Source organism: Streptomyces sp. NPDC051133, from assembly GCF_040682635.1.
In the GTDB taxonomy this organism is placed as follows: Bacteria; Actinomycetota; Actinomycetes; order Streptomycetales; family Streptomycetaceae; genus Streptomyces.
The window spans coordinates 20,897-31,739 of record NZ_JBFBBK010000073.1 but is presented as its reverse complement, the minus strand read 5'-3'; the positions used below and the strand labels follow the sequence as shown (position 1 = coordinate 31,739).

Genomic DNA, 10,843 nt, shown 5'->3' with positions numbered 1-10,843 from the left:
GACGTACGCGGACTCCTGCCACCCCTCCCCCGCCTTCGCGCGGGCAGCCGACTGCCGCATGCGATGCCACCGAAGGGGCGCGATGCAGAGAGCGGGCAGCGGGACAGCGCGGCGCCGGCGGCTCTTGGGGTCGTCGTCGTACAACACGCCCCGGCGGCGCTGGGTCTGCTGCCGGACATAGAGAACCCGGTTGTCCAGGTCGAGGTCCGACCAGCGAAGGCCAACGATCTCGCCCCGGCGCAGGCCCATGGCGATGGCGAGCACGAAGGCCGCGTAGAGCGGGTCTTTGCGAGCGGCGGCGAGGAAGTCGAGGGTTTCGTCCAGGGTCCAGGGGCTCAACTCCCGCTCCTTGATCCGGGGCGGCTCCACGAGCTTCGCGACGTTGCGCGTGATCAGTTCCTCCCGGCAGGCCGAGGACAACGCCGACCGCAGCACGCGATGAGCCTCCTTGGCCGTGGCCGCGGTCGCCTCGTTCTCCAGGCGGACGAGGAAGCGGCGCACGTCGGCGACGCCCAGCGATTCGAGCCGCTTCGCGCCGAGCAGCGGCACCAGGTAGAGCCGGACGTGCGCCTCGTACTTGTCGTACGTGCTGAGCTTGCGACGGGGCTTGATGACGTTGTCCAGCCAGTACGGCAGCCACTCGGAAAGCTTGGCCGACCGGGTCGGCACGGGCACGCCCTGGTCGACCTTGTCGAGCAGTTCCCGGCGCTTGGCGTCGCACTCGGCCCAGGTCTTGCCGTAGGCGAACTTGCGGGCACGGGTGCCGTCCGGCTGGAGCACGTAGACCGCGCACTGGTAGCGGCCGTCCTTGCGCTTGGTGATGGTGCCGGCGCCGTTGGGGTTGCGCTTGCGCTGCTGGGCCATCAGGCGGCCGCCTCCAGTTCGTTGGTGATGTACTCGCGGACGGCCCGCGCCGGGATGCGACGGCACCGGCCGATGGTGATCGAAGGCAGGCGACGGGAGCGGATGAGGTCGTAGACCGTGGACCGACCGACCTTCAGCCGCGCCATCACGTCCGGCACCGTCAACAGCTCGTCGTCACGCATGGGTCGGCTCTCCTTCCGTTCCGGGGGCGGGTTCGAGGGATGCGGCAAGCCAGGCTTCGGCGTCGGACAGGCCGGTCCCGGCGAAGACCCAGTGAGCGAGGACGTAAGTCGTCTCGGGCTCAGGGCCGTTGGCGGCCACGGCTTGTGCTCGGCGCCACTCGGCGCGGGCGTCGCGGAGGGCCCCGAGGGTGGTGGAGTAGCGGCGGGACTTAGTGGAGAAGTGTCCGCGGAAGCCGAGCATGTGGGCCCAGGCGCGTAGGCGGAGGTGTTCCAGGTCCTTGCGTGCGCCGAGGGTCCAGGCCGTTCGGATGAGACGGCGGGCGTGGTCGCTGATGTCGAGCTGGGCGAGTTCGGCGGCGAACTTCAGCGGGCGGTCCAGGGCACCCGTCGCGGTCTCGGCGCCCTTGGTGGCGTACTTGGCGATGTACGCCGCTACGGCCCGTTCGGTCAGCTCTTGACCCTCGTTGAAGTCGGCGGAGCGGATCGTGCGGACGTCAAGCTGGCGGCCGAAGACGAAGGTGTGCGCGCGGCCGTCGATGCCCGGGCCGTCGACGCGGACCTTGCCAGCGGCTTCCTGGATGGCGTCGGTGAGCAGGTCGGCCGTGGCCCAGGGCGGGGGCGGGGTGTCTCCGCCGCCGGGGCCGTCGAGGCGGATGACCGCGTGGAAGTGGACGGCGCCGCGCTTCTGGTACTCGGCGACCTTGGCGAAGGACACGCGGGCGTGCTCGCGGAACCGGCGCTGTGACAGACCCGCGCGCTTGGCGACCTCCCGGCGGAGGTAGGTCGAGAAGCGCTGCCAGAGGGCACCGGCGTGCGCGTTCCAGAGCACGGCTGCCTCGTAGTCATAGGCGTCCGGGTCGAGTGGGGTGCCAAGGGCGTCGTCGTCCTGGTCGTGATGGGTGCCGCAGCGGCAGGGGCGGCCGTCGGTGCGGCGGTTGTGGACCGGGCCGAAGCCGGGGGCGGTGAAGGTGGCGAAGACGCGGGGGTGCGCGGCGACGCGTTCCGGGGTGCCTTTGCCGCCGCGCAGTCCGGCGGTGATCAGGTGGAAGGTGTCGCGGCGGTAGACCTCCGCGCAGGCCGCGCAACGGGTGGTGCGGCGGTTGTTGCAGCGCACGAGGAGCTGGCCGGCCGGGAGGGCGGTCGAGTCGAGGTGCTGGAGGACGCGGCCGATCTCGCCGGTCGTGGTGTTGATGTCGTACTCGGTGCGGTGGCCGTCGAGGCGGATCGGGTTGGCGCAGCCGCCGAGTCCGGAGAGCTGCCGGAGGATACCGGGCAGGGTGCCGTCGGCGGCGAGGTTGCTGAGTTCCGCCAGCGGGGGCGGGGTGGTGCGGGTGAAGATGGCGGTCTCCTTCTGACTGGCGTTGTCGGGAGGAATGGGCCGCCGGGGCGGCGGATGCTTGGCCGTGTCGCGCCGCCCCGGAGGTCAAGCCGCGTCAGCGCCCGTTGTGCTCGCGGAGCAGCGAGCGCAGGACCACGGCGGCGATGGCCACGGAGATGGCCGTGACAGCGACGGCGGCCAGGAGTGCGGTGAGGACCACACCACCGACGAGCACGGCCGCGACCGTCTTCTGGTCGATGGAGAGCGACGGGACGTTGCGCCGGACGGGCGCCGGGCCGGTCGGTGCGTGGGTGTGGACGGGCGGCGGGGTTGGGCTGTCCGGGTACTTGGGCAGGAACACGGCAGTCTTCTCCTTATCTACTCGTCTAGGTATGTGAGCCGTTTACGACACCGACGCCGGAGCGCGTACCGGACTCGATGGCGGGGGCCAGGAAGGTGTGCGAGAGCCAGAAGCGAACAGGGCGATCAGGACGACGATCCAGGTGCGCACGCCGAGGAACTTGATCGCTCCCCAGGCGAAGAAGCCGAGGACGACGACGAGCGGCAGGCTGACGGTCACTGTGGTCCGGGTCCTTTCAGCGGACGGGGCAGCGGTGGGTACGGGCGGCCAGCTCGGCGCCGGCGCGGCTGTCGTAGTCGGCGGAGAAGCCGCAGCGCGGGGCGGTGCAGGCGGCGGTGTGCTTCTCGCGGCCCCGGTTGTCGTAGGCGGTGCCGACCTGAACGGGTCCGATGCGGGTGACGTTGCGGAAGTTGCGGTTGGCGGTCACGCGGTCTCCTCTCAGAGGTGGGCGGCGATGGCTTCGGCCATGGGCGTCGGGACGCCGAGGCGGGCACGGAGGGTCGGGGTGTCGATTGGGGCGCCGGTACGGGTGTGATGTTCGGCAGCGACCTTGCGGGCGTGGTCGACCAGGGCGGATGGGACCGGCACGGGTGCGGGTTGCTGGGGTGCCTCGATAGCGGGTTGGTCAGGCGGTTCGGCCGCAGTTTCGAGCTCGTCCTCCTGGTCCTCGATGACCTCGGTGTCGGGGCCCGTCGGGGGTGCGGTGTGGGCGAGGAGGGTTCCGCCGAGGAAGGCGATGGCGGGCCAGCCCGCGACGAGAATGCGCAGCCAGGCCGGGACGTTGCCGAGGTCGAGGAGGCCGGCGGTGGCGACGTTGGCGCCGAGGGATGCGGTGAGTGCGACGACGAACCAGCACCAGGCCGACGCTTTGCCGTGGCCGGTGCGCAGTCGGCGCCAGGCGGCGACGAGCAGCAGGTCAACGGAGACGGGGTAGGCCCACGCTTTCCATCCGTCCTGCCCGGCCGCCACCGCGACATCGTGAAGGTGGGCGAAGGACAGTGCGGCGGCGATGAGCGCCTGGACGAGTACCGCGTCCACACGGGCCAGGCGGGCACGCATGATGCGGCTCCTTCCGGAGTCGGTCAGGGGAAGGTCAGTCGGTTACCGGGTGGGGCAGGACGACCGGGGCCGCAGTCTCGACCGGACGCACGGTCACGTGGGGTCGGAAGGGCTTCAGTGCGGGCAGGTCGGGCACCAGGTGGGCCGACTCGCGGCAGGTCTCGGCGGCGTCGGCGAGGGAGAGGTACGGCGTGCGGATACGGGACCAGCCGCCGGAGGTGTCACCCGCCACGGCCAGACCAGGCCGTTCGGGGGCGATGGAGCAGGCGGCGTAGACCGCTTCGGGAGCGATATCGCCGAGGGCCATCTTGGCGGAGGCTTCGTCGTTGACGCGGTGGCAGACGCGGCCGGTGAGCTGGGCGCGGAGCATAGTGGCACCCTTGCCGAGTTCGGCGCCGAATCGCTGCCCGCACACTTCCAGGTAGATGCTGGCGGCGCGGCCGAGCTGAGCGAGCCGGATGAGCTGCGTGACCATCTCGTCGCGTCGCTCCTCGTCCTTCTTGGTAGCGACCATGAAGAGTTCGGCCACCTCGTCCACGAACAGCACCACGGGCACCGGCCGTTCGCGCTCAGGCAGGCCCCATACGTCGGAGGTGATCTCCTCGTCCGGGGTGTCGCCAGCGATGCCCTGTCGGGCCTTGATCAGGTCGTATCGGTCCTCCATTTCCTTGACCAGTACGGGCAGCAGCTCGGCCGCCTGTTCCGGGTCGGTGGCGAGTGCCGAGAGTCGGGATGCGAAGGGGGCCAGTTCGACGCCCCGCTTGCAGTCGACGCCGACCAGGGCGACGGGCTGAGGGGCGAGTCCGGCAATGAGGTGGCGCAGGTACATGGACTTGCCGGACAGGGTGGCGCCGAGGGTGAGTTGGTGGGGGATGGTGCGGTAGTCGCGTATGAAGGGCGTGGCGTCCTCTCGCAGTGCGACCGGCACCTTGAGGAAGCCGTCCGCGATCTTGCGCGGCATACGCACCCGCCGTAAGACGTCGTAGCCCACGAGCCGCAGTTCGATGACTCCCGGCTTGACGGTGGTGACATACACGGCATGGACACCCCATGCGTGCCGCAGTCGCTCGGCGGAGGCAGCGAAGTCAGCGGGTTCCTGGCCGGGTGCCAGACGGAGGCGCAGCCGCAGTCCGGTCGTGGTGGGTCGGATGAGGCCCCGGCGCGGCGGTACGGGCCGCACTTCGCGCTGCGTCATGGTCTTCACGGCGAGGACCCGCAGCCGGGAGGGCGCCACGGTCAGGCCGCACGCCTCCATGACCGAGCTGTACGAGCTGAGCAGCCGAATCGTGGACGCCGGGAGACCGACCGTAGACCAGTACGCCGCCGGGTGCTTGGCCCGGGCGTAGGCAGCCCCGCCGCCGAGTGCGGCGACAGGACCACCCACTTCGAGGAGCGTCGACAGATCCGACATCAGGCAGCGGCCCCAGTGGCGGCCGGGAAGACGGCCGGAGTGACGGCGGCGGCCCGGTACGCGATGCCGTGGCGCTGCTGTCCGTTGAAGACGGACTCCCACGGCCGGGCGACGAGGCCCGGCAGCGAGACCGGCGCCCCGAGGACCAGCCCCTCGGAGATGCCGCCTTCCGGGACCGTGACCTTGATGAGCGAGGACTCGCCGTCCTCGATGTAGACGACGCCGATGGTCATCAGCGCCTCACCGCTGTTGGCGTCCTTGGCGATCTCGCCGGTCTGCCGGTCGCGGACCTTCGGCTCGGGGGCCTCGGTGAGGAGGATCGTGGCGGCGGAGGTCTCTACACGGATGGTGCGCAAGGAACTTCCCCTATCTACTCGTCTATACAAGAGTCGTTGCGCGAACCCGATCTCCGGGATCACACGGATCACCTTGCCAGATAACTTGCCCACTCGTCTATACGAGTAAGCGTGTTGGGGTGTACGAGTTCGGAGAAGCGTCCCCGCGCACCACCGCAAACCATGCCGATCAGGTCGCCGGAAGCTGGTACGACAGAACGTACGCGTCCGCTGCCATGACCGTGTCGCAGACCTCGACGGCCCGCCCCTCGGAGTCGAAGGCGGTCCGGATCAGATGGATGACGGGCACGCCGGCCGCCAGATGCAGCGTCTTGACCTCGGCAGGCGAGGGCATCCGGGCGCGGATCTCCTCCTCGAAGTGGTCGAGGTGGTGGCCCAGCTCTTCGAGACGGGCGTAGATGCCGCCGGGGCCGGGGTTGGGCTCGGCGATTGGGGTCCCGCGGGCGATGTCGAGCGGGAGGTAGGAGGTCGCGAACTCGACCGGCCGCCCGTCGAGGAGATACCGGCGCCGACGAGCGAGGACCCGCCGCACGGATCCGAGCCGGGTGGAGATGTCTTGGCTGGCCTTCTCTTCCTTGACCTCCAGGCTGTCGACCGTGGGGTGACTGCCAGCGGCGTCGGCCTCCACGATGAAGGCGGACTTGCCCTGCTCACGGTGCCGCCGGGCGAACCGGTCGGAGGCGAGTCGGCGCACTGGGGGGCGCGGCCGGACGAAGACGCCTTTGCCGTGCTCGGCGTGCACCAGACCCTCGCCCGTGAGGATGGAGAAGGAGTTCCGGACAGTCATCCGGGAGACTCCGTAGTGCTCGACGAGCTCCGCTTCGGAGGGCAGCTTTTCGCCCTCGCGGAATCGCCCACGGTCGATGGCCTCGCGCAATTGGTCGGCGATCTGCCGGAAGACCGCACGATCGCTCGTGGGGTCGAGATCGCCGAGGAGGCCGGAAGGGAGAGGGCTCACGTTGAGTACTCCTTTAGGTATCTAGACGAGTGGGCGAGTGGTGTTGCTACGGTGGAGAGCCTAGCCAGCCGAGAGGGCCGAGGAACGTGAGCACTGAACGCCCGCACTCCGTGAGCGTCGCCGGGGTCGTCGTGGACGACCAAGGCCGGGCCCTCCTGATCCAGCGCCGGGACAACGGTCACTGGGAGCCCCCGGGCGGTGTCCTCGAACGCGAGGAGACCATCCCGGAAGCCCTCCAGCGCGAAATTCTCGAAGAGACCGGCATCAAGATCGCACTTCCCGCGACCCTGACCGGCGTCTACAAGAACATGAAGGGCCTGATCGTCTCGCTGGTCTTCCGCTGTGAAGCCGCCGACGGCGTGCCCACCACCGGTGACGAGACCCGCGCACTGCGCTGGGCCACCCGCGAAGAGGTCACCGAGCTTGCCGACGAGGCATACGCGATCCGCGTCCTGGACGCACTCGACGCGGCGTCCCCGCCAGCCATTCGCGCCCACGACGGCGTGAAACTCGTCTAGCCCAAACCCGCTGCACATGGCGGCCTACCAGCACGAAGGAACTTGTATGCACGAGTATACGAGTACAGCCCGGGTCTGGGGGCTGAGTTGCCCAGGATTCCCAGAAGAAGTGAGCCGGGCCCGCCGATGGACCCGTGACATCCTGCGTGGCTCCCCCTTAGCCGAAGACGCCGAACTGATCGTGAGCGAGCTGAGCACGAACGCGATCCGCCACACGGCGAGCGGCCGGCAGTCAGGCATCTTCCACCTGGCCGTCGCGGTCTCCGCTCAGGTGGTCGCGGTGTCGGTCACGGACGACGGCGGTACGGGCACGGCCCCGAAGGTCGAGCACCAGGACCAGGATGCCGAGCACGGCCGAGGACTGGGCATGGTCAGCGCCATCGCCCACCGGGTCGTCGTGCACAACAGCGACAAGGGCTACACCGTCACCGCGGAGCTCTACGCGGACACCCGACTCGGAGGTCACCCATGCTGACGAGGCCGACACAGTGGGGCTACTGGTGCGAGTGCTGGACCGAGGACGTGTCTGGCGAGTGGCCGGCGGAACTGCGGGCATCGTTCGACGCCTACTCCGCTCCGCAGGCAGACCGTTGGGTCGCGGTGGCACTCCGCACGATCTCCCCGACCTTGGACACGGACGCTTCCGACGAGGCATGGGAGTGGCTGCAAGACGGCCGTATCGAGACCCGACGAGCCCTGCTGCGGGCCGACCCGTGCACGGTGTCAGTGACCCACGACGGCACTCGCATCACGTGGACGATCCGACCAGTACTCTTCCTACCGCTCGCGCATCGCCAGGGCGCCGAACTTCCCTCGTGTGCTTACGATTTCAAGCCCCACCCCACAGAGTGAGTTACAACTTTCTCTACTGGTTCAAGGCGGCTCGCTCCGCTCACCGCGCGCGGCCCGGCCCCCGGCCGGGCCTGCGCTCCTGTCTCCGCCCCGCTCCAGCCCGGCCGGCGCCCGTGCCGCGCTCACAGCAATCAGCCACTTGCCGCCAGAGAGGGGGTACGTCGTGGCTAGGGCGGTCGGCTCCACGGCTTTACGGAGCCACTTTGGCGCGAGCCTCGAAGATCATGGCCCCAACGTCGTGCTTTACCGGGCAGGTCCACAGACTGCCCGACGCGCCGCAAGCTTACGGGGCCATGATCACTCGCGCCAAAGCAGCGCCACCCCAAAGCCGCTCCGCCGACCTCCTCACAGGATCCGTTGGCTGTGTGCCGAGATCTCAATGGTCTGCGGCTGTCCCGCGACGGCACCGCGACGTTTGATCTGCTGCGAGGAGACCCACACGATGTCCGGATGACCAGTGGCAGCCAGCTGACGAAATGCGCCCTCTTGTTCTTGATTCGGCACAAGCTCATAAACGTCCGCCACAAGAATCTCTAGTGATTCAGCCCACGGACTGTAGCGAATCCGATCTACGTCTCGCCTGAGATAATTATGCATGATATGCGGGAATTTATCTGACGGCAGAATGCCAGTGGCGAGCAATTCTTCTTGAAACTCTCGCCATGGAGAGTCCTCGCGGCCTTGCCGAGAGTCGAACCACCGGAAAAACTGAAATATCTTCCTCCCTGGAACTCGCACGCGCAGATCGCCATAGCTCGCGGAATCAAGAGGGATCAGATCATCATCCGTTACCTCCATGGCGGAAAGCGTAGCGTTTCCTTGCGGCGACACCTTATGCACCCCGCCCACCGGTTGGAACTGAGTGCGGTACCGCGATCCCCGGATCAGTAGATACTTTCCATCAACATAAATTTTGAACAGATATGAGGTCGAGACGCGGATGGAACGGTTGCGATAGCGCAGCGAATACCAAAGGTGACGAATATTTCCCCAGTTCTGCGCTATCTCGTCAACCACTGGCACGAACAGGCCGACACTGAGGCCGGCTGTCATATTGACGACGGTGGAGTTAGTTATAAAAAAGCTGGCTATTCCTGATGAAATCGCCAGGAGTGCGTAAACAGTAAGCCGCAGCAAAGAAATCTCCTAGCGAGGTAGAGGTACCATTGGGTCACCGAGGAGGTAGCGGCTCACCCACATTAGCCTGGAATTAGACTGTGCCAGTCTCTCAAGTAGTGGCCGGGAGACCGAACGGGCTTCGTACATTGCAACAAGCAGCGCGCGTCTAACGTTTACGTCGGATTCGTGCTCGTATTCGCGGCGTAGGAGCTGCCCGTCAGCAATCGTACTTACCCTTCCGAGATACCGGGCAGCAAACTCCCGAGGGAGACTTGACTTGTTCTTGTTCTGAAGTATTGCCCAGGCCGCATCTCGAATCTCGGCTGAGTTGATTCTCTGGCGCGTAGCGGCTTGGAGTACGCGCTGCTCCAGGCTGTCGTACTTGTGACCGGCAGCCAAGTGCAGCGTTGACACGTACGCCCGAGCGACTGCGTGCAAACGCTCAGGGAAGCACTCCAGGTATTTTATTATCTCAACCACCAAGTGGTGGCTTTCCTTGAGGTGTCGCAGGGCCCAAGGGACGGCGCGGTCATCCTTCAAGTTTCCCATGCGGAAGAGCGCGAACTTAATATCTCGATCTAACTGCTTCCCTTCAGTTGCTTCGAGAAAGAGTTTATAAAGCCTTTCATCAGCCCCGATTTCTCCGATTTTTAGCCCATAGTTGATCGCATCCTTTTCTAGATCTTCAAGTTGCGAAAGTGCGGTCGCCTCATCGTGGATGCTGGTCTTAGTCATAGACATGGAGAGGCGACGAGAGCGGAGAATGGAATTTATTTCAAGCAGAGCGTTCCGGAGTGACTCTCTCTCCGTGTCGAATATCATCATGTCATCCGAGTAGCGGAGGTACTCGAAAGCCGACCTGTGCACGAACTCATCTACGGGTAGCAAATAAAGATTGGCCAAGATTGCTGAAGAATCGGGCCCCTGCGGTATTCCCCAAGCGTGGCTCGACGACTGGAACATCCGCAGGTAAGTAATTAGGCGTTCTGTCACCTTAGATGAAGCACCTGTGGATTGGATATCAATTGCCAGCATATCGATGTCAATATGCTCGTAAAATGAGACCACATCAGTGCGAGCCAGCTGGAACGGGGTTTCGGTTATCAATTGTACCCCGCGCTTTTGCATGGAAACCCATGAGTTAACGGGAGACCAAAAGGACTTACCGTTGTCACCCCATCTTGCACTGTAAACGCTATCGCGAAGCTGCGCCTCAATCAACTCGGCAATGGAGAAGACGAGCGTGTCGTATACAAGGCGATCGTGCACTGTCAGACGTGCAATCGGGCGTACGGCGACAGGATTTTTAGGGAGATCCAAAACCTCAACATAGTCGGGGCCAACTTGACCGGTTCGGAGCGCGGTCACAACATTCTTGCGGACATCAAACCACGAGGCGTTTATATCTGCCCAATTAATGATGTCGGGTATTTCTGACCGTCCTCGCCCATGAAACAGGCGAGTCCACGCCTCATCGAGATATGTGAAGAACGGGCGACGGTTCATGTCTATCTTGCTGCTCCCCCTAGTCGGCGTCACCGACGCGCAAACACACAGCGTAATAGAAGAGGGGGGCTGAGTGACAGTCTCAGTCCTCAGGTGCGCCTGCCCTGCTTCCTGAGGCAGAGGACCGCAAGTCGCTGCCGCCCGCGACTGGGCTCGGTTGCTCCTCGAGTGATCGCGAAAACGTCTAGGGCCTGTGGTGGTTCAGCGACGCCCACGCGTGCCTGGTCGGTCAATCAACCCGCCGTCGTGACTGACTGTCATCGGCTGTGGTACAGACGGGCCGCAGCGCGATCCTCGAATGGTGATCACGCCGCCACTTGAAGGGGCGAGGGATGAACT

14 protein-coding genes and 1 pseudogene are annotated in these 10,843 nt (G+C 65.9%); 3 read left to right on the top strand and 12 right to left on the bottom strand.

The annotated features are described in order from the left end of the window. The 10 genes and pseudogenes from AB0N17_RS41330 to AB0N17_RS41285 all read right to left on the bottom strand — a co-directional run. A partial coding sequence (locus AB0N17_RS41330) for a tyrosine-type recombinase/integrase (RefSeq protein WP_366016833.1) occupies positions 1–864 on the bottom strand: 864 nt, incomplete at its 3' end. Then, the gene (locus tag AB0N17_RS41325) at positions 864–1,046 is read right to left on the bottom strand and encodes a helix-turn-helix domain-containing protein (RefSeq protein WP_359978610.1); all 183 of its coding nucleotides are present in this window, start codon (positions 1,044–1,046) and stop codon (positions 864–866) included. The genes AB0N17_RS41330 and AB0N17_RS41325, both read right to left, overlap by 1 nt. Continuing rightward, positions 1,039–2,358 carry a replication initiator gene (locus AB0N17_RS41320; RefSeq protein WP_366016836.1) on the bottom strand — a complete coding sequence of 440 codons (1,320 nt, stop codon included), beginning with the start codon at positions 2,356–2,358 and terminating at the stop codon, positions 1,039–1,041. Before AB0N17_RS41320 ends, AB0N17_RS41325 begins: the two co-directional genes overlap by 8 nt. 121 nt (positions 2,359–2,479) lie before the next feature. Then, on the bottom strand, positions 2,480–2,725 hold the full coding sequence (locus tag AB0N17_RS41315) for a SpdD protein (protein WP_366016832.1): 246 nt from the start codon (positions 2,723–2,725) through the stop codon (positions 2,480–2,482). A 25-nt stretch (positions 2,726–2,750) separates the two neighbouring features. After that, positions 2,751–2,944 (bottom strand): annotated as a pseudogene (locus tag AB0N17_RS41310) (hypothetical protein). A gap of 16 nt (positions 2,945–2,960) precedes the next feature. Next, positions 2,961–3,152 (bottom strand): mobile element transfer protein, encoded by a 192-nt coding sequence (locus tag AB0N17_RS41305; RefSeq protein ID WP_366016831.1) that lies wholly within the window; start codon positions 3,150–3,152, stop codon positions 2,961–2,963. Between the two features lie 11 nt (positions 3,153–3,163). Continuing rightward, the gene (locus AB0N17_RS41300) at positions 3,164–3,784 is read right to left on the bottom strand and encodes a DUF2637 domain-containing protein (protein ID WP_366016830.1); all 621 of its coding nucleotides are present in this window, start codon (positions 3,782–3,784) and stop codon (positions 3,164–3,166) included. Positions 3,785–3,818: 34 nt separating this feature from the next. Next, positions 3,819–5,195 (bottom strand): FtsK/SpoIIIE domain-containing protein, encoded by a 1,377-nt coding sequence (locus AB0N17_RS41295; RefSeq protein WP_366016829.1) that lies wholly within the window; start codon positions 5,193–5,195, stop codon positions 3,819–3,821. Next, positions 5,195–5,551: a hypothetical protein gene (locus AB0N17_RS41290; RefSeq protein ID WP_366016828.1), complete on the bottom strand. Its 357-nt coding sequence runs from the start codon at positions 5,549–5,551 to the stop codon at positions 5,195–5,197. The genes AB0N17_RS41295 and AB0N17_RS41290 overlap by 1 nt, the downstream gene beginning before the upstream one ends. A 169-nt stretch (positions 5,552–5,720) precedes the next feature. Further along, the gene (locus tag AB0N17_RS41285; protein WP_251093790.1) at positions 5,721–6,509 is read right to left on the bottom strand and encodes a GntR family transcriptional regulator; all 789 of its coding nucleotides are present in this window, start codon (positions 6,507–6,509) and stop codon (positions 5,721–5,723) included. A gap of 110 nt (positions 6,510–6,619) precedes the next feature. Here AB0N17_RS41285 and AB0N17_RS41280 point away from each other — a divergent pair, with 110 nt between their 5' ends. The 3 genes from AB0N17_RS41280 to AB0N17_RS41270 are packed head-to-tail and all read left to right on the top strand — an operon-like array spanning position 6,620 to position 7,879. Further along, entirely contained in the window at positions 6,620–7,027 is a 408-nt protein-coding gene (locus AB0N17_RS41280) for an NUDIX hydrolase (protein ID WP_251096832.1), read from the top strand. A 46-nt stretch (positions 7,028–7,073) separates the two neighbouring features. After that, positions 7,074–7,502, top strand: a complete 429-nt coding sequence (locus AB0N17_RS41275) for an ATP-binding protein (RefSeq protein WP_366016827.1) — start codon at positions 7,074–7,076, stop codon at positions 7,500–7,502. Continuing rightward, positions 7,496–7,879: a hypothetical protein gene (locus AB0N17_RS41270; RefSeq protein ID WP_366016826.1), complete on the top strand. Its 384-nt coding sequence runs from the start codon at positions 7,496–7,498 to the stop codon at positions 7,877–7,879. The genes AB0N17_RS41275 and AB0N17_RS41270 overlap by 7 nt, the downstream gene beginning before the upstream one ends. A gap of 345 nt (positions 7,880–8,224) precedes the next feature. Here the strand turns inward: AB0N17_RS41270 and AB0N17_RS41265 are convergent, their stop codons facing one another. Together AB0N17_RS41265 and AB0N17_RS41260 are read right to left on the bottom strand one after the other, a co-directional pair. Beyond that, positions 8,225–8,932, bottom strand: a complete 708-nt coding sequence (locus AB0N17_RS41265; RefSeq protein ID WP_366016825.1) for a hypothetical protein — start codon at positions 8,930–8,932, stop codon at positions 8,225–8,227. Positions 8,933–9,025: 93 nt separating this feature from the next. Continuing rightward, a complete protein-coding gene (locus AB0N17_RS41260) occupies positions 9,026–10,504 on the bottom strand; it encodes an RNA-directed DNA polymerase (protein ID WP_366016824.1) in 1,479 nt (492 codons plus the stop codon). Between the last annotated feature and the right edge of the window lie 339 nt (positions 10,505–10,843).

Bases quoted from the DNA above. Each gene is read 5' to 3' on its own strand.
- AB0N17_RS41325 (WP_359978610.1), bottom strand. From the start codon at position 1,046: ATGCGTGACGACGAGCTGTTGACGGTGCCGGACGTGATGGCGCGGCTG.
- AB0N17_RS41300 (WP_366016830.1), bottom strand. From the start codon at position 3,784: ATGCGTGCCCGCCTGGCCCGTGTGGACGCGGTACTCGTCCAGGCGCTC.
- AB0N17_RS41295 (WP_366016829.1), bottom strand. From the start codon at position 5,195: ATGTCGGATCTGTCGACGCTCCTCGAAGTGGGTGGTCCTGTCGCCGCA.
- AB0N17_RS41275 (WP_366016827.1), top strand. From the start codon at position 7,074: ATGCACGAGTATACGAGTACAGCCCGGGTCTGGGGGCTGAGTTGCCCA.
- AB0N17_RS41270 (WP_366016826.1), top strand. From the start codon at position 7,496: ATGCTGACGAGGCCGACACAGTGGGGCTACTGGTGCGAGTGCTGGACC.
- AB0N17_RS41265 (WP_366016825.1), bottom strand. From the start codon at position 8,932: ATGACAGCCGGCCTCAGTGTCGGCCTGTTCGTGCCAGTGGTTGACGAG.
- AB0N17_RS41260 (WP_366016824.1), bottom strand. From the start codon at position 10,504: ATGAACCGTCGCCCGTTCTTCACATATCTCGATGAGGCGTGGACTCGC.